The 16,294-nt window shown below is 72.8% G+C and carries 16 protein-coding genes; 9 read left to right on the top strand and 7 right to left on the bottom strand.

Translation table 11 applies throughout. The features are described from left to right. The 3 genes from ACIGHB_RS16880 to ACIGHB_RS16870 form a co-directional block, all read right to left on the bottom strand. Positions 1-582, bottom strand: a complete 582-nt coding sequence (locus ACIGHB_RS16880) for a dihydrofolate reductase family protein (protein WP_399913780.1) — start codon at positions 580-582, stop codon at positions 1-3. A 207-nt stretch (positions 583-789) separates the two neighbouring features. Continuing rightward, positions 790-1,839, bottom strand: a complete 1,050-nt coding sequence (locus tag ACIGHB_RS16875) for a family 2 encapsulin nanocompartment cargo protein polyprenyl transferase (RefSeq protein ID WP_399913777.1) — start codon at positions 1,837-1,839, stop codon at positions 790-792. Between the two features lie 172 nt (positions 1,840-2,011). Continuing rightward, positions 2,012-3,427 (bottom strand): family 2B encapsulin nanocompartment shell protein, encoded by a 1,416-nt coding sequence (locus ACIGHB_RS16870; RefSeq protein ID WP_399913774.1) that lies wholly within the window; start codon positions 3,425-3,427, stop codon positions 2,012-2,014. A 316-nt stretch (positions 3,428-3,743) separates the two neighbouring features. Between ACIGHB_RS16870 and ACIGHB_RS16865 the strand changes: the two genes are divergently transcribed. Further along, complete coding sequence (locus tag ACIGHB_RS16865) at positions 3,744-4,334, top strand: N-acetylmuramoyl-L-alanine amidase (RefSeq protein ID WP_399913771.1); 591 nt, start codon at positions 3,744-3,746, stop codon at positions 4,332-4,334. A 364-nt stretch (positions 4,335-4,698) separates the two neighbouring features. Further along, a complete protein-coding gene (locus tag ACIGHB_RS16860; RefSeq protein WP_360318493.1) occupies positions 4,699-5,589 on the top strand; it encodes a pyridoxal-phosphate dependent enzyme in 891 nt (296 codons plus the stop codon). Here the strand turns inward: ACIGHB_RS16860 and ACIGHB_RS16855 are convergent. Beyond that, positions 5,586-7,181, bottom strand: coding sequence for a Na+/H+ antiporter (locus ACIGHB_RS16855; protein WP_360318496.1), 1,596 nt, complete (start codon positions 7,179-7,181; stop codon positions 5,586-5,588). The two genes, ACIGHB_RS16860 and ACIGHB_RS16855, sit on opposite strands and share 4 nt — an antisense overlap. 287 nt (positions 7,182-7,468) lie before the next feature. On the opposite strand from ACIGHB_RS16855, the gene ACIGHB_RS16850 reads away from it, so the two are divergent. From ACIGHB_RS16850 to ACIGHB_RS16840, 3 genes are all read left to right on the top strand, one after another. After that, entirely contained in the window at positions 7,469-7,729 is a 261-nt protein-coding gene (locus ACIGHB_RS16850) for a UBP-type zinc finger domain-containing protein (RefSeq protein WP_360318499.1), read from the top strand. Positions 7,730-8,015: 286 nt separating this feature from the next. After that, positions 8,016-8,429, top strand: a complete 414-nt coding sequence (locus ACIGHB_RS16845; protein ID WP_030492700.1) for an anti-sigma regulatory factor — start codon at positions 8,016-8,018, stop codon at positions 8,427-8,429. Between the two features lie 83 nt (positions 8,430-8,512). Further along, entirely contained in the window at positions 8,513-9,514 is a 1,002-nt protein-coding gene (locus ACIGHB_RS16840; RefSeq protein ID WP_399913767.1) for an RNA polymerase sigma factor SigF, read from the top strand. Positions 9,515-9,541: 27 nt separating this feature from the next. Here the strand turns inward: ACIGHB_RS16840 and ACIGHB_RS16835 are convergent, their stop codons facing one another. Then, a complete protein-coding gene (locus ACIGHB_RS16835; protein ID WP_360318502.1) occupies positions 9,542-9,985 on the bottom strand; it encodes a hypothetical protein in 444 nt (147 codons plus the stop codon). Positions 9,986-10,109: 124 nt separating this feature from the next. On the opposite strand from ACIGHB_RS16835, the gene ACIGHB_RS16830 reads away from it, so the two are divergent. After that, on the top strand, positions 10,110-11,078 hold the full coding sequence (locus tag ACIGHB_RS16830; protein ID WP_360318505.1) for a diacylglycerol kinase family protein: 969 nt from the start codon (positions 10,110-10,112) through the stop codon (positions 11,076-11,078). Positions 11,079-11,396: 318 nt separating this feature from the next. After that, positions 11,397-11,654 (top strand): WhiB family transcriptional regulator, encoded by a 258-nt coding sequence (locus ACIGHB_RS16825; RefSeq protein ID WP_003953983.1) that lies wholly within the window; start codon positions 11,397-11,399, stop codon positions 11,652-11,654. Positions 11,655-11,892: 238 nt separating this feature from the next. Here ACIGHB_RS16825 and ACIGHB_RS16820 read toward each other — a convergent pair whose 3' ends face one another. Continuing rightward, a complete protein-coding gene (locus ACIGHB_RS16820) occupies positions 11,893-13,359 on the bottom strand; it encodes a sensor histidine kinase (protein WP_399914333.1) in 1,467 nt (488 codons plus the stop codon). A 458-nt stretch (positions 13,360-13,817) separates the two neighbouring features. Next, on the bottom strand, positions 13,818-14,414 hold the full coding sequence (locus ACIGHB_RS16815) for a TetR/AcrR family transcriptional regulator (protein WP_360318508.1): 597 nt from the start codon (positions 14,412-14,414) through the stop codon (positions 13,818-13,820). A gap of 84 nt (positions 14,415-14,498) precedes the next feature. Between ACIGHB_RS16815 and ACIGHB_RS16810 the strand changes: the two genes are divergently transcribed. Both ACIGHB_RS16810 and nagB read left to right on the top strand, forming a co-directional pair. Further along, entirely contained in the window at positions 14,499-15,248 is a 750-nt protein-coding gene (locus ACIGHB_RS16810; protein WP_399913762.1) for an SDR family oxidoreductase, read from the top strand. A gap of 227 nt (positions 15,249-15,475) precedes the next feature. Beyond that, entirely contained in the window at positions 15,476-16,261 is a 786-nt protein-coding gene (nagB, locus tag ACIGHB_RS16805) for a glucosamine-6-phosphate deaminase (protein WP_360318514.1), read from the top strand. Positions 16,262-16,294: the final 33 nt, after the last annotated feature.

The raw sequence follows: 16,294 nt of genomic DNA, 5'->3' as shown, positions 1-16,294 counted from the left end.
CTACCGCTTCCTGGTGTACGTACGGACGAGCACGCCGTTGTCGAAGGTGCGGACGCTTCCGAGCTCGAAGTCGCGGGGCTCGAAGCCGGCGCCGAACATCGGCATGCCGGAGCCGTACACCTGCGGGTACGTCTTGATGATCAGCTCGTCGATCTCGTCGACGAGTTCGCCGGCGATGGTGGAGCCACCGCAGAGCCAGATGCCGAGTCCGCCCTCCTCGGCCTTGAGCTCCCGGATCCGGCCGACGAGGTCGTCGGCGATCAGCTCGACGTTCGGGTCGGGCGACTCGGTGAGCGAGCGCGTGGCGACGTACTCGCGGAGGTGGCCGTACGGGCTGGTGAGGCCGGCGTCGAGGCCGATCCGGTACGAGCCGAGGCCCTGGATCACGGTGTCGAAGTGCTTGTTGTCGGAGTCGATCCCCAGCGCCTCCCGCATCTGGGTGGGGACGGTCTCCGGGTATTCGGCGTTCATCCACGCCATGTACTCCTCGTTCACGAAGGCGTACATGGAGGAGGCATCGCCCTGCGGGTCGCCGATGAAACCGTCGATGGAGCAGGCGATGTAGTACGTCAGCTTGCGCAAACCGGGTCCTGTTCTGTTCGGGGCGTGACCGCGTGCGCGACCACGACAGACATAGTGCTTCATCTGTAGTGGTCGCGCAACCCCGAAACGGGATCCGCTTGTCGGACCGTGCGGCGGTTCAGGTCTCCGGCGGGCTCGACAGGCTCGGCGGCCCCACCGGGTTCGACGGGCTCACCAGGTTCGGCGGGCTCACCGGGTTCTGTGGGCTCACCGGGTTCTGCGGGTCACGAACTCCGCGAGTGCCAGCAGGTCCCCCGCCGCCGAGAGGTCCGGCACCGCGCGCGCCAGGTGCTCGACGGCCCGGCCCATCCGGTCGGCCGCCTGGGCCTGCGCCCAGTCCCGTCCGCCGGCCCGCTCGACCGCGTCGGCCGCGGCCCGCACCGCCCGCTCGTCCAGGGCGTCGCGGCTGTACAGCTCGGCCAGCTCCTCGCCGGCGTCGGTGCCGGAGGTGAGCGCAGCGACGACGGGCAGCGACTTCTTGCGGGCGACGAGGTCGGCGCCGGCGGGCTTGCCGGTGCGCTCCGGGTCGCCCCAGATGCCGATGAGGTCGTCGATGAGCTGGAAGGCGAGGCCGGCCTCGCGGCCGAAGGAGTCGAGCGCCGCCACCTCCTCCTCGCCCGCGCCCGCGTAGAGCGCGCCGAGGGCGCAGGAACAGCCCAGCAGGGCGCCGGTCTTGGCGGTGGCCATGGCGAGGCACTCGTCGAGGGAGACCTCGCGGGGGCCGCGGGACTCGAAGGCGCAGTCCGCCTGCTGTCCGGCGCAGAGCTCGATGACGCAGGCGGCGAGACGGGCGGTGGCCTCGGCGGAGGAGGGGTGCTCGTCCTCGGCGAGCAGCCGGAGCGCGAGCGCGTTCATGGCGTCGCCGGCCATCAGGGCGTCGGGGATGCCGAAGACGGTCCAGGCGGTGGGCCGGTGACGGCGGGTCGGGTCCTCGTCGACGATGTCGTCGTGGAGCAGGGTGAAGTTGTGGGCCAGCTCGACGGCGGCGGCCGCCTTCACGGCCCGGCCCTCCTCGGCGCCGAGGGCGCGGGCGGCGGCGAGCACCAGGGCGGGGCGGATCGCCTTCCCCGCCTGGCCGGTGACGGGGGTGCCGTCGGCGTCCTCCCAGCCGAAGTGGTACATGGCCACACGGCGTATCGAGCCGGGCAGGGTGTCGACGGTGGAGCGGATCTGGGGGTCCACGGCGGTCCTCGTCCGGTCGAGGAGCGCCACGGCGCCCGGCCCGTCGGTGACGGGATCCGCGGTCGTGAGCGTCACGGTCTTGGTCGTCCTTCTTCGCGAGGGGGCCGCGCGCCGGGGTGCGGCGCGCGGCCGGTGGGGCGGGTCTGAGGGGGGCTGAGGGGGGACTGGGGGCGGGCGGATACGGGTGGGGCAGAGGGGGCGGTGGCCGGCCGGGTCCGGGCGTGGGCCCCGGACCCGGCCGGAGCCGTCAGCGCCTGCGGCCGATCTCGACGTTCTCCAGGACGCCGAGCGCGTCGGGCACGAGGACCGCGGCGGAGTAGTAGGCGGTGACCAGGTAGGAGCTGATCGCCTGCTCGTCGATGCCCATGAAGCGGACGGAGAGGCCGGGTTCCACCTCGTCCGGGAGGCCGGTCTGGTGGAGGCCGATGACGCCCTGGTCGGACTCGCCGGTCCGCATGCAGATGATCGAGCTGGTGCCCGCGGGGCTCACCGGGATCTTGTCGCAGGGGAAGATCGGGACCCCGCGCCAGGTCGGGACCCGGGTGCCGGCCACGTCGATCGTCTCCGGCACCAGGCCCCGCCGGTTGAGCTCGCGGCCGATGGCGGCGACGGCCTTCGGGTGGGCGAGGAAGAGCTTGGAGTCGCGGCGGCGCGAGAGCAGCTCGTCGAGGTCGTCGGGGCCGGGGACGCCGTCGTGCGGCTGGATCCGCTGCCCGTAGTCGCAGTTGGCGAGGAGGCCGAACTCCTTGTTGTTGACGAGCTCGTGCTCCTGGCGCTCGCGCAGCGCCTCGACGGTGAGCCGCAGCTGGTGCTCGGTCTGGTTCATCGGGTGGTTGTAGAGGTCGGATACGCGCGTGTGGACCTTGAGCACGGTCTGGGCGAGGCTGAGCTCGTACTCGCGCGGGGCGGGCTCGTAGTCCACGAAGGTGTGCGGGACGACGGCCTCGCCGACGTGGCCCGCGGAGAGGTCGATGGCGGCCTCGCCGTAGCCGTTGGTGGGGCGCTCCGGGCGGCCGGCGGCCTCGGCGAGGTGGGAGGCGAGCGAGCCGGCGCGGGCGGCCAGCGCGGTCACGTCGGCGCGGGTGAGCTCCAGGACCGTGCAGGCGGTCGCGGCCCGTGCGGTCCACTCCCAGGCGGCGTCCTCGGAGAGGAGGGCGTCCTCGCCGAGGTAGGAGCCGTCGCCGAGGACGCCGAGCACCGTCTCGTCGCCGTACGGACCTTCGCCGAGCCGCTCGACACGGCCGTGCGCGAGGAGGAGGACGCGGTCGGCGGGGGCTCCGGCGACCGCGATGACCTCGCCGGCGGCGAACTCGCGCTGGACGCACCGGGCCGCGAGCTCGCCGAGGGCCGCCTCGTCCTCGTACCCGCGCAGGGCCGGCAGCTCGCCGAGCTCGGCGGGGATCACGGCGACCCGCTCGCCGGTCTGGACGAAGGTGACACGGCCGTCGCCCACCGAGTGGCTGAGCCGCCGGTTGACCCGGTAGGCACCGCCCTTCGTCTCGACCCAGGGCAGCGTCCGCAGCAGCCAGCGGGAGGTGATCTCCTGCATCTGCGGGGCCGACTTGGTGGTCGAGGCGAGGTTCCGCGCGGCGGCGGTGCCGAGACTCTGCTGCGGGGCCTGCCGCTCCGCCAGGACCTCGTCGCCAACCGAACCAACGGACATGGAACTCCCTCTCGTACGTCTGGCTTGCGACGGAAAGCCTTTCAGCACGGAGCGTGGCGGCGCCATTACACAATCGGGTGGGACTGTTCGGTGATCTTCGGGGCATGTCGCCCGATTTCCCTGCGGACGGAGGGGGTCGGCGGCGGACGGGCGCGGTCGGCGGCGAAGGGGGCCGGCGGTGCCGTACGCGGCCCGGCCGGGGTGTCCGGATCGGCTCGCACACGGCCCGAACGGATGGCTGCGGAGGAACGGACTCCGGTACTCCGGAAACAGCGGTCCGTTCCGCTGGAAGCCGGAAGGCTGGAAGGAGCACGCCATGGCCGTTCCGCTGTCCGCGAGCAGGATCCTCGGCGCACTGCGCGGCGAGGGCCTGTCGGTCGTCGAGGTCGGCGACTGGTCCACCCACAACAGGAACCACAAGGGCCCCTGGGGTCCGGTGCACGGGGTGATGGTCCACCACACCGTCACCCGGGGCACCGCCCACACCGTGCGCATCTGCCGGGACGGGTACGCGGGGCTGCCCGGCCCGCTCTGCCACGGCGTGATCGCCAAGGACGGCACGGTCCATCTCGTCGGCCACGGGCGGGCCAACCACGCCGGGCTCGGCGACGACGAGGTGCTGCGGGCCGTGATCGCCGAGCGGGGCCTGCCCCCGGACGACGAGGCCACCACCGACGGCAACAGGCACTTCTACGGCTTCGAGTGCGAGAACCTCGGCGACGGCGAGGACCCGTGGCCCAAGGTCCAGCTGGAGGCGATCGCGAAGGCGTCGGCGGCACTCTGCCGGGCGCACGGCTGGACGCACCGCTCGGTGATCGGGCACCGGGAGTGGCAGCCGGGGAAGGTGGACCCGCGCGGCTTCACGATGGCGTCGATGCGGGAGCGCGTCGCCGACCTGCTGCGCTGACGCCGGGGGCACGCGCGCGTACGCCGGGAGCCGGCGAGGTGGGGCGGGGCCCAGGCACGCGCGCGCGTGGGGGGGGGCGGGACCGGCCGCATACGGCGGGACCCCGGCACGCGCGCGTACGGCCAGCCGGCCCGGTCCGTACGGCAGCGGGGCCCGCTCACGTACGGCGGCGAAGACCGGTCGCGTACGGCTGGGCTCGGTCGCGCACGGCGGCGAGGCCCCTCACCTACGCAGGCGGGGACCGGTCGCGTACGCAGGCGGGGACCGGTCGCGTACGGCCGGCCCGGTTCCGGCCGGCCCGGTTCCGGCCGGCCCGCGCCCCCCGTCCTGCGCGCGCGTGTCCGTCGCCCGCGAGAATGGTCCGGTGGACACGTACGACCTCTCCGCCCTGCGGCCCCGGCTCCCCTCGCCCCTGGAGCCGGTGGAGGACGAGCGGTTCACCCGGCGCGGGCTGTCGCTGCTGCTCAAGCGGGACGACCTCATCCACCCCGACCTGCCCGGCAACAAGTGGCGCAAGCTCGCGCTCAACCTGCGCGCGGCCTCGGGGCGGCCGGTGCTGACCTTCGGGGGCGCGTACTCCAACCACCTGCGGGCCACGGCCGCCGCCGGCCGGCTGCTGGGCTTCCCCACGATCGGGATCGTGCGCGGCGACGAGCTGGCGGGGCGGCCGCTGAACCCCTCGCTGGCGCGGTGCGCGGCGGACGGGATGCGGCTGGAGTTCGTGGACCGCGCCACGTACCGGGCGAAGCACGAGCCCCCGGTGCTCGCCGCCCTCCTCGAACGGGCCCCCGAAGGCACCTACGTGGTCCCCGAGGGCGGCAGCAACGCGCTCGCGGTGGAAGGGTGCGGGTCGCTGGGGCGGGAGCTCTCCGGGCGCGCGGACGTGGCCGCGGTGGCCTGCGGCACGGGCGGCACCCTGGCGGGGCTCGCGGCCGGGTTCGACGGCAGGACGCTGGGGGTCCCGGTCCTGAGGGGCGGTTTCCTCGGCGGCGAGGTGCGGGCCCTCCAGGACGCCGCCTTCGGCGGCCCCCGCGGCGACTGGTGGCTGGACGAGCGGTTCCACTGCGGCGGCTACGGCCGGACGACCCCGGCACTCGACGCGTTCGCACAGGACTTCGAGGCGCGGCATGGACTCGCCATCGAGCGACTGTATGTCGCCAAAATGCTCCTCGGCCTGGTCTCCCTCGCCGAGGAGGGCGCCTTCCCGCCGGGAACCCGGATCGCCGCCGTGATCACCGGCAGCGACGGCGCCTAGTCCGTCTCCTCGCGGTAGGCCGCGGCCTCCTCCAGGTCGAGGCGGCGCAGCAGGCTGCGCATCATCTCGTCGTCGATGCGGCGCTCGTCGCGCAGCCGCACGAAGACCTCGCGCTCGGCCTCGATCATCTCGCGCGAGAGACGGCGGTAGGTGTCGTCGGCGGTCTCGCCGGTGAGCTCGTTGACGGCGCCGAGGCGCTCCCAGACGCTGTTGCGGCGGCGTTCCAGGACCGTGCGGAGGCGGTCGGCGAGGGGGCCGGGCAGGGCGTTGCGCTCGTCGGCCAGGAGCGCGTCGAGCCGTTCCCGGGCGGCGCGGGACGCCTCGCTCTGGGCCTGCGCCTCGGCGAGGGTCTCCTGGTGGCGGTCGCGGCCGGGGAGCTTCAGGGCCCGGATCAGCGGGGGCAGCGTGAGCCCCTGGACGACGAGGGTGCCGATGACGGTGGTGAAGGTGAGGAAGAGGACGAGGTTGCGGGCGGGGAACTCGACGCCGTCGGTGACGACGGGGATGGAGAAGGCGATGGCGAGGGAGACCACCCCGCGCATACCGGCCCAGCCGACGACGACGGGCGCCCTCCAGTCGACGCCCGGCTCGCGCTCCCGGACCCGGGCCGAGAACCGGCGGGGCAGGAAGGTCGCCGGGAACACCCACACGAAGCGGACCACGACGACGAGGACGAAGACCCCGACGGCGTACCAGAGGGCTTCTCCGAGGCCGTACGGGTCGAGCTCCCGGACGACGTAGGGCAGCTGGAGGCCGATCAGCGCGAAGACCGCGGACTCCAGGACGAAGGCGACCATCTTCCACACCGCCTCCTCCTGGAGACGGGTGGCGAAGTCGACCTTCCACGCCTTGTGCCCGAGGAAGAGGCCGACCACGACGACGGCCAGCACCCCGGAGGCGTGGACCTCCTCGGCCGCCGCGTAGGCGATGAAGGGGATGAGGAGGGAGAGGGTGTTCTGGAGCAGGGGTTCGCCGAGTCGGGTCCGCAGCCAGTGGATGGGCACCATGAGGATCAGGCCGACGCCGACGCCGCCGATCGCGGCAAGGGCGAACTCGCCGAGGCCGCCGGCCCAGCTGATGCCCTCGCCGACGGCGGCGGCGAGGGCCACCTTGAACGCGGTGATCGCGGTGGCGTCGTTCACCAGCGACTCGCCCTGGAGGATCGTGGTGATCCGGTGGGGCAGACCGAGCTTGCGGGCGATGGCGGTGGCGGCCACCGCGTCCGGCGGGGCGATCACCGCGCCGAGGACGAGCGCGGCGGTCAGCGGCAGGTCGGGGACGAGGACGTACGCGAGCCAGCCGACGGCCACGGTGGCGAAGAGGACGTAGCCGACGGAGAGCAGCGCGACGGGGCGGATGTTGGCCCGCAGGTCCAGGTAGGAGGAGTCGACGGCGGCGGTGTAGAGCAGCGGCGGAAGGATCAGCGGCAGCACGACGTGCGGGTCGAGGGTGTAGTCGGGGACCCCGGGAACGTACGAGGCGACCAGGCCGACCGCGACGAGGAGGAGCGGCGCAGGGACGGGGGTACGGCGGGCGAGCCCCGCCACCGCCGTGCTCGCCGCCACCAGTGCCACCAGCCGCAGTGCGTCCATGCCGCCCCCGCCTTCCCGTTCCGTCTCGTGTCGTCTCGTCATGCCGGGTCACGCCCCTCGCGGGACCGCCCGGGCCGCTCGCTCCGACCGGTCCACCCGCTTCGATCGGTCCGCCTGCTCCGCCCGTCCGCCCGTTCCGATCCGGTCCGCCCGGCCCGTCCGGTCGGGTCGTCCGACCAGGGCGTCCGGACGGCCGTCCGACCGGGTCGGCCGGCCGGGGACGGCCTGGTCCGGGTGCCCGGTCAGGGGCCCGCCGGTCCGGGCCGCCGCCACGTACCCTGGCCATCATGATCGAGTGCCCGCACGTAGCAGAAATGCCGCGCCCCGAGCCGGCCCCGCTCCACCGGACCTGCCCCGAGTGCCTGGCCGACGGGACCAACCCGGTGCAGCTCCGGCTCTGCCTGACCTGCGGGCACGTGGGCTGCTGCGACTCCTCGCAGGGGCGGCACGCGACCGGGCACTTCGACGCGACCGGGCATCCGGTGATGCGGACCTTCGAGCCGGGCGAGGCGTGGCGCTGGTGCTTCGTGGACGAGGCGCTGGTCTGAGGCGGCCGGCCTCTTGGCGGCGGGGCGGTTCGGGCGGGGAGCCGATGGGTACGTCACCCCTCCGCCGGTCGCCGCTTTTTTGGCCCCCGCACACCCCTGGCCACGGTCCGCACCCATGGGCCTACCATGAGTGACGGGCCGGGATCGGGGGCCCGAGGGCTTGCGGCGACACGGCAGGATGGATCGCGATAGCGTCACGGCGGACCGCGCAGCCCCTGCGTGACCCGCCCGGTCCGGGGGCCTTCCCCCGGGCCCCGAATGAGCTTGTGCCACCTTGGAGGTGAGGGTGTCCCAGATCGCAGGCGAGCCCGGGACCCAGGACTTCGTGGAAGTCCGGCTGCCCGCTGCGGGTGCCTATCTGTCCGTGCTGCGTACGGCCACGGCCGGCCTCGCGGCGCGCTTGGACTTCACCCTCGACGAGATCGAGGACTTGCGGATCGCGGTGGACGAGGCGTGCGCGATCCTGCTCCAGCAGGCGGTGCCCGGCTCGGTCCTGAGCTGCGTCTTCCGGCTGGTGGACGACTCCCTCGACGTGACCGTGTCCGCGCCGACGACGGACGGCCGCGCCCCCGAGCGCGACACCTTCGCCTGGACGGTGCTCTCGGCGCTGGCCGGGAAGGTGGAGTCCTCGGTCGCGGAGGACAACACGGTCTCGATCAGCCTGTACAAACAGCGCGGCGCGGGGCCAGGCCCGGCGTGAGGAGCGGGGACGCGACGGCCGGCATCCCCGGTCAGCAGGCAGCACGGCCGCATGAGGTCGCTACGGAGCAGCAGGCGGACCAGATGAGCGAGCACGAGCAGCAGGACGAGGCTCCCCCGGCACCGGCCCCGGCACTAGCCCCGGCCTCGACCCCGGCACCGGCACCGGCCCCGGCCTCAGCCCCGGCCCCCGACGGCAGCGCCGTGGCCGCCGACGCCCCCGTGGCGGCGGAGAAGGCGGAAGCCACCGGGGACGGCGACGGGGCGAGCGGCGGGGCGAGCGAGGGGTCGCGCGACGGCGGGAGCGACGGCGCGAGCCGCGGTCCGCACCCGCAGGACCGCAGCGGTGCCCGCGCGCTCTTCGTGGAGCTCCGGTCGCTGCCGGAGGGCTCCCCGGAGAAGGCCGAGCTGCGCAACCGGCTGGTGCGGATGCACCTGCCGCTGGTGGAGCACCTGGCACGGCGCTTCCGCAACCGCGGCGAGCCGCTGGACGACCTGACGCAGGTGGCGACGATCGGCCTGATCAAGTCGGTCGACCGGTTCGACCCGGAGCGGGGCGTGGAGTTCTCCACGTACGCGACGCCCACGGTGGTCGGCGAGATCAAGCGGCACTTCCGCGACAAGGGCTGGGCGGTACGGGTGCCGCGCCGGCTCCAGGAGCTGCGGCTGTCGCTGACGACGGCCACGGCGGAGCTGTCCCAGCAGCACGGGCGGTCACCGACCGTGCACGAGCTGGCCGAGCGGCTCGGGATCTCCGAGGAGGAGGTCCTGGAGGGTCTCGAATCGGCGAACGCCTACTCGACGCTCTCCCTGGACGTGCCGGACACGGACGACGAGTCGCCGGCGGTCGCGGACACCCTGGGCGCGGAGGACGAGGCGCTGGAGGGGGTCGAGTACCGGGAGTCGCTCAAGCCGCTCCTGGAGGACCTGCCGCCGCGAGAGAAGCGGATCCTGCTGCTCCGGTTCTTCGGGAACATGACCCAGTCGCAGATCGCGCAGGAGGTCGGCATCTCGCAGATGCACGTCTCCCGGCTGCTCGCCAGGACCCTGGCGCAGCTGCGGGAGAAGCTGCTCGTGGAGGAGTGACTCCCCCTCGGCCGTCGCGCCGGGGGCTCAGCTCTCCTGGCCGGGGCGCCGGATGCCGAGCGCCTCGGTCGTGGCCGGGTTGACCAGCAGGACGAGCCCGGTCACGGCGAGGAGGGCGAGGACGATCCCGTAGGGGATCACGCCGTCGGTCTGGAGCATCTGCCAGGCGACCGGCAGGGCGAGGATCTGGGTGATCACGGCCGGGCCGCGGCTCCAGGAGCGCATCCGCCACAGGCCGAGCGCGGCGGCGAACGGGATCAGGCCGAGTGCGAGCAGTGTCACACCTCCGGTCACGCCGCCGGTGAGGTCCGCGCCGTCGTCGAGGAGCGTACGCACCAGGACGTAGGCACCGCCGGCCATGAGCCCGACGGCCTCGACGAGGGCCACGCCCGCGGCGGCGGCCAGCCGGTTCGGGCGGGGGGCCCGGTCGGTGCCGCTCTGCTCCGTACTGCTCTGCTCCGCACTGCTCATGAAGGGCAGCGTAACGGGGGCGCCCGGGGAGCCGGGGCGGGGACCCGGGCCGGGGCTCCGGCGGAGGTGTCCGGGGATCGGGCGGGAGTGGGATCGGTACCGTCGGGTAGGTACGCTGGCGGTCATGCGCGCACTTCTCGTGGTCAATCCGGCAGCCACCACCACCAGTGCCCGCACCCGTGACGTGCTGATCCACGCGCTGGCCAGCGAGATGAAGCTGGAGGCCGTCTCCACCGAGTACCGGGGCCACGCGCGGGACCTCGGCCGGAGGGCGGCCGAGTCGGGGGAGATCGACCTGGTCGTGGCCCTCGGCGGCGACGGCACGGTGAACGAGGTCGTGAACGGGCTGCTGCACGGCGGCCCCGATCCGGACCGGCTGCCCGGCCTGGCGGTGGTGCCGGGCGGTTCGACCAACGTCTTCGCCCGCGCGCTGGGGCTGCCGAACGACGCCGTGGAGGCGACCGGCGCGCTGCTGGACGCCCTCCGGGAGCGGAGCGCCCGGACCGTGAGCCTCGGGCTCGCGTCGGGGACGCCGGGCACCCCGGACGAGGAGGTGCCGGCCCGCTGGTTCACCTTCTGCGCCGGTCTCGGTTTCGACGCCAGCGTGATCGGCCGGGTCGAACAGCAGCGCGAGCGGGGGAAGCGGTCCACCCACGCGCTCTATCTGCGCCAGGTGTTCCGCCAGTTCCTGGAGGAGCCGAACCGGCGGCACGGGACGATCACCCTGGAGCGGCCCGGCGCCGAGCCGGTGAAGGACCTGGTCCTCTCCATAATCTGCAACACCTCCCCCTGGACCTACCTGGGCAATCGCCCGGTGTACGCGTCCCCGGAGGCGTCCTTCGAGACGGCGCTCGACGTGCTCGGACTGAGCCGTCTGTCGACGCCGGCGGTGGCCCGGTACGCCACCCAGCTGCTCACTTCCACCCCCGAACGGGGCCCTCGCGGCAGGCACGCCACGACTCTCCACGACCTGACCGACTTCACCTTGCATTCGAAGGTGCCCCTCCCCCTCCAGATGGACGGAGACCACCTCGGACTGCGCACGAGCGTGACGTTCACAGGCGTACGCCGTGCACTGCGTGTGATTGTGTGAGTGGAAGGGCCGAAAGTCCTTGCACTCGAACGTTTAGGCGCGCATCCACCCCTTAGAAGTACGGCTGTGACCTAGCCGACACCGAGGAATCAAAAAAAACTTTCCGGAAGGGGTTGTATCCGCTGCCGAGGTTTGCGAGTCTCTTCTTGGCGATCGGGACGGCCCGCAAGACCGGCCTCCACTGAGAGCCAGAACCCCTCCTCAAACTCAGGACCACACCGGTTCATCCGGCAGTCGGCCCTTCACTTGTTGAGGGATTCGTGAAAGCGTTCACATTCACAAGCAACTTGCACGTAATAACCAAGAGAGGTAGCAGCCATGGACTGGCGTCACAACGCCGTTTGTCGTGAGGAAGACCCCGAGCTGTTCTTCCCCATCGGCAACACCGGTCCTGCGCTGCTGCAGATCGAGGAAGCCAAGGCCGTCTGCCGCCGCTGCCCCGTCATGGAGCAGTGCCTGCAGTGGGCGCTCGAGTCCGGCCAGGACTCCGGCGTCTGGGGTGGCCTCAGCGAGGACGAGCGCCGCGCGATGAAGCGCCGCGCCGCCCGCAACCGGGCGCGCAACGCCAGCGCCTGAGCCACCTGCACAGCCTGAGGCAGAGGCGGCGCGCACATCGTGTGCGCAATCACCGCCCCCCGAGCCGCAGCGCGCAGCAGCAGTAAAGCAGTGCAGCAGTACCCCACAGCATTCGAGCCCCGGACCGATTCACTTCGGTCCGGGGCTCGCTGCTGTGCGGGACCGCTGGTACGGACCACACGCGTGACCACTGGTAGGGACCACCGTACGGCGTCCGGTACGGACCACGCGTACGGCGTCACTTCTGCGGGCGCACCGGGATGTCCAGGACCACCTTGGTGCCGCCCTCGCTGCCGGGCCGCATGTCGAAGATGCCGCCCAACTCCCCTTCCACCAGGGTCCGTACGATCTGGAGGCCGAGGTTGCCGGCCTTCTGCGGGTCGAAGCCCTCGGGCAGACCGCGGCCGTCGTCCCGGACGGTGATGAGGAGTCGGCTGTCCGGGCGCGCCTCGCCGCGGACCGCGCTGACCTCCACCGTGCCGTGCTCGCCGGGGGCGTAGGCGTGCTCCAGCGCGTTCTGCAGGATCTCGGTGAGGACCATGGAGAGCGGGGTGGCGACCTCCGCGTCCAGGATGCCGAAGCGGCCGTTGCGCCGGCAGGTCACCTTGCCCGGGGAGATCTCGGCGACCATCGCGATGACCCGGTCGGCGATCTCGTCGAACTCGACCCGCTCGTCCAGGTTCTGGGACAGCGTCTCGTGGACGATCGCGATCGAACCGACGCGCCGGACGGCCTCGTTGAGCGCCTCCCGGCCCCGGTCGGAGTCCATCCGGCGGGCCTGGAGCCGCAACAGCGCGGCCACCGTCTGGAGGTTGTTCTTCACCCGGTGGTGGATCTCCCGGATGGTGGCGTCCTTGGTGATCAACTCGCGCTCGCGGCGGCGCAGTTCGGTGACGTCCCGGAGCAGGACCAGCGAGCCGATCCGGCTGCCCTTGGGCTTGAGCGGGATGGCCCTCAGCTGGATGACCCCGCCGCTGCCCTCCACCTCGAAGTTCCTGGGGGCGTAGCCGGAGGCGAGCTTGACCAGGGCCTCGTCCACCGGGCCCCGAGAGGGGGCCAGTTCGGCGGTGATCTGGCCGAGGTGCTGGCCGACCAGGTCGGCGGCGAGGCCGAGCCGGTGGTACGCGGAGAGGGCGTTGGGCGAGGCGTACTGCACCATGCCTTCGGCGTCCAGGCGGACCAGCCCGTCACCGGCCCGGGGCAGCGAGTCCATGTCGGACTGCTCGCCGGGGTAGGGGAAGGAGCCGGCCGCGATCATCTGGGCCAGGTCGGAGGCCGACTGGAGGTAGGTGAGTTCGAGCCGGGAGGGGGTGCGGACGGTCAGCAGGTTGGTGTTGCGGGCGATCACGCCGAGGACGCGGCCCTCGCGGCGGACCGGGATCGACTCGACCCTGACCGGGACCTCCTCGCGCCACTCGGGGTCGCCCTCGCGGACGATCCGGCCCTCGTCCAGGGCGGCGTCCAGGAGCGGGCGGCGGCCGCGCGGGACGAGGTGGCCGACCATGTCGTCCTGGTAGGAGGTGGGGCCGGTGTTCGGCCGCATCTGGGCGACGGAGACGTACCGGGTGCCGTCGAGGGTGGGGACCCACAGGACGAGGTCGGCGAAGGAGAGGTCGGAGAGCAGCTGCCACTCCGACACCAGCAGGTGGAGCCACTCCAGGTCGGAGTCGCTCAGGGCGGTGTGCTGGCGGACGAGGTCGTTCATGGAGGGCACGGTGCGAGCGTACCCGCGGAATTAACAGCTGGTGAACCTGGATCTCCCGGGCTCCGTGTTGGAGGATGGGCCCGGAAACACCGCGTTCAGGTGGATGGACAGACAAGAATGGTCTAGTCCACAATGGGCGCATCGAACTCCACACAGCCTCCATCCTCCCCGCACAGGAGGATGGACGAGGTACCCGGCGCTCTCTGCCCTGACTGCGCCGAGACCTCCCTTCACGGCCGAGGGTCCGCACACCCCCGGCCGGGCACACCCGGGCTGCGGTGCCGGGCGGGTTGAGGGTCCCGCCAGGCGCCGCGGCCCGCGGTCTTTTCCGGGGGTACGCGGCACCCACCCCCACTCCCCCTTCCCGCCGTACGCGGGACCCGGCCCCCGCCTCCCTTCCCGGCCGTACGCGAGACCCGCCCCCGCCCCCCTTCCCCGGCGTGCGCGGGCCCGTGCCGTCAGGCCGTGGGCCAGGCGAGCATCGCCAGCTCCGCCATCGCCGTCAGCTCCTCCGCCGCGGCCCCGTCGCGGGCCTGCTGGGACATGCCCTGGAGGACGGCTCCGCTGTAGCGGGCCAGCACGCGGGGGTCGGTGGCGGCGGGCAGCTCGCCGGAGTCCACGTCCCGGCGGATCAGGTCCTCGATGGCGGCCAGGTTGGCGTTCCGCCGGGCGCGCAGGGCCTCCTCCACCTCGGGGGTGGAGCAGTTGACCGCCGCCGAGATCACCAGGCAGCCGCGGGGGTGGCCGGGCTCCGTGAAGTGGAGGGCGGCCTCGCGGAGCATCCGCGCGACGCCGGCGCGGGCCGTCGGCTCCTCCGCGAAGGCGCGGGCGCCGAAGGCTCCGTGCGAGAGCGCGTACTGGGCGACGACCTCCTCGAAGAGCGTCCGCTTGTCGCCGAAGGCCGCGTAGAGGCTCGGGGCGCTGATGCCCATGACACGGGTCAGATCGGAGACGGAGGTCGTCTCGTAGCCCCGCTCCCAGAAGGCCATCGTCGCCTGCTCCAGGGCCGTGGGCCGGTCGAAGGAGCGGGGGCGGCCGCGCTGTTTCGTCGCCATGGGGTGAATTCTATAGCGTGCGTTAGGGATCATGGGGTACGGTCTTTTCTGTAACGACCACTAGGAAATGAGGGGGGCGTCGTCATGGGCGTGCTCACGGGGAAGACGGCACTGGTCACGGGCGCGAGCCGGGGCATCGGGCGGGGGATCGCCGAGCGGCTGGGCCGGGACGGCGCGCGGGTCGCGGTGCACTACGGGGCGAACGAGGCGGCGGCGAAGGAGACGGTCGCGGCGATCGAGGCGGCGGGCGGCGACGCCTTCGCGATCGGCCAGGAGCTGGGGGTGCCGGGGGACGCGGCGGCGCTCTGGGCGGCCTTCGACGCGCGGGCGGACGGGCTGGACATCCTGGTGAACAACGCCGGGATCGGAGCCTCGCGCCCCTTCGAGGAGATCGACGAGGAAGAGTTCGACCGGGTGTTCGCCGTGAACACGAAGGCGCCGTTCTTCCTGGCGCGGCAGGGGGCCGAGCGGCTTCGGGACGGCGGCCGGATCGTCAATGTGTCGACGGGGCTGAGCAGGACGGCGCTGATGCCGGAGCTGATCGCCTACTCGATGTCCAAGGCCGCCCTGGACGTCTTCACGCGCGATCTGTCGAAACTGCTGGGCCGGCGGGGGATCACGGTCAACTCGGTGGCACCCGGGATCGTGGCCACGGACAACACGTCCTGGCTGGAGGGCGACGAGCAGGCCCGCGCGCGGGCCGCGGGGTACTCGGCGCTGGGCGGGATCGGGAGCACGGCGGACATAGCCGACGTCGTGGCCTTCCTCGCCTCGGACGACGCGCGCTGGGTGACGGGTGCCTGGATCGACGCCACGGGGGGCTCGCTGAGCTGAGCGGAGCAGGGGCGGGGGCGATCCAAGTGGCTGGTGGGGCGGGGGCGGCCGACCATGGAGGGGACCGGAGGGCACGGGCCGTCCGGGGTGCGGAACCCCGGAGGGCACGGGCCGTCCGGGGTGCGGAACGGCATGAGGAGACGGGTCTCACTCTGCTAGATTGGGACTTTGATTGGTCTATACCACATGGCCCCTCCCCAGCCCCTCACCAGATCGGCAGGCACAGCGTGGAAGTTGTCATCGTCAAGGACGCCAAGGCGGGCGGAGAGCTCATCGCGGACGGCATCGCCGGCCTCCTGCGCCGCAAGCCCGACGCGCTGCTCGGCGTGGCCACCGGTTCGACCCCGATCCCGATCTACGACGCCCTGATCGCCCAGGTCCGGGCCGGCTCCGTGGACCCGTCCCGGGCGCGCATCGCCCAGCTGGACGAGTACGTCGGCCTGCCGGCCGGACACCCGGAGTCGTACCGCTCGACCGTGCTGCGCCAGGTCGTGGAGCCGCTCGGCCTGCCCGAGGAGCACTTCATGGGCCCCGACGGCTCCGCCGAGGACGTCCAGGCCGCATGCGAGGCGTACGACAAGGCGCTGGCCGACGCCGGCGGCGTGGACCTCCAGATCCTCGGCATCGGCACCGACGGGCACATCGGCTTCAACGAGCCGTGCTCCTCGCTCGCCTCCCGCACCCGGATCAAGACGCTGACCGAGCAGACCCGGGTGGACAACGCCCGCTTCTTCGACGACGACATCGAGCAGGTCCCGCACCACGTCATCACCCAGGGCATCGGCACCATCCTGGAGGCCCGCCACCTGGTGCTGCTCGCCACCGGTGAGGGCAAGGCCGAGGCCGTGGCCCAGACCGTCGAGGGCCCCGTCGCCGCGCTCGTGCCGGCCTCCGCGCTCCAGCTCCACCCGCACGCCACCGTGGTCGTGGACGAGGCCGCCGCCTCCAAGCTGAAGCTCGCTGACTACTTCCGCCACACCTACGCGAACAAGCCCGCCTGGCAGGGCATCTGATCCCGCCCGGACCCACGCGAGAGGGGCCCGGCA

The sequence above is a fragment of the Streptomyces sp. NPDC085460 genome (assembly GCF_044541975.1).
Taxonomy (GTDB): domain Bacteria; phylum Actinomycetota; class Actinomycetes; order Streptomycetales; family Streptomycetaceae; genus Streptomyces.
The sequence above is the reverse complement of the archived record's forward strand: the minus strand, read 5'-3'. Positions and strand labels throughout refer to the sequence as shown.

Excerpts from the sequence above, each read along its gene's own strand:
- ACIGHB_RS16870 (WP_399913774.1), bottom strand. The coding sequence starts at position 3,427 with ATGTCCGTTGGTTCGGTTGGCGACGAGGTCCTGGCGGAGCGGCAGGCC.
- ACIGHB_RS16865 (WP_399913771.1), top strand. The coding sequence starts at position 3,744 with ATGGCCGTTCCGCTGTCCGCGAGCAGGATCCTCGGCGCACTGCGCGGC.
- ACIGHB_RS16855 (WP_360318496.1), bottom strand. The coding sequence starts at position 7,181 with ATGGACGCACTGCGGCTGGTGGCACTGGTGGCGGCGAGCACGGCGGTG.
- ACIGHB_RS16850 (WP_360318499.1), top strand. The coding sequence starts at position 7,469 with ATGATCGAGTGCCCGCACGTAGCAGAAATGCCGCGCCCCGAGCCGGCC.
- ACIGHB_RS16840 (WP_399913767.1), top strand. The coding sequence starts at position 8,513 with ATGAGCGAGCACGAGCAGCAGGACGAGGCTCCCCCGGCACCGGCCCCG.
- ACIGHB_RS16835 (WP_360318502.1), bottom strand. The coding sequence starts at position 9,985 with ATGAGCAGTGCGGAGCAGAGCAGTACGGAGCAGAGCGGCACCGACCGG.
- ACIGHB_RS16830 (WP_360318505.1), top strand. The coding sequence starts at position 10,110 with ATGCGCGCACTTCTCGTGGTCAATCCGGCAGCCACCACCACCAGTGCC.
- ACIGHB_RS16825 (WP_003953983.1), top strand. The coding sequence starts at position 11,397 with ATGGACTGGCGTCACAACGCCGTTTGTCGTGAGGAAGACCCCGAGCTG.
- ACIGHB_RS16820 (WP_399914333.1), bottom strand. The coding sequence starts at position 13,359 with ATGAACGACCTCGTCCGCCAGCACACCGCCCTGAGCGACTCCGACCTG.
- ACIGHB_RS16815 (WP_360318508.1), bottom strand. The coding sequence starts at position 14,414 with ATGGCGACGAAACAGCGCGGCCGCCCCCGCTCCTTCGACCGGCCCACG.
- ACIGHB_RS16810 (WP_399913762.1), top strand. The coding sequence starts at position 14,499 with ATGGGCGTGCTCACGGGGAAGACGGCACTGGTCACGGGCGCGAGCCGG.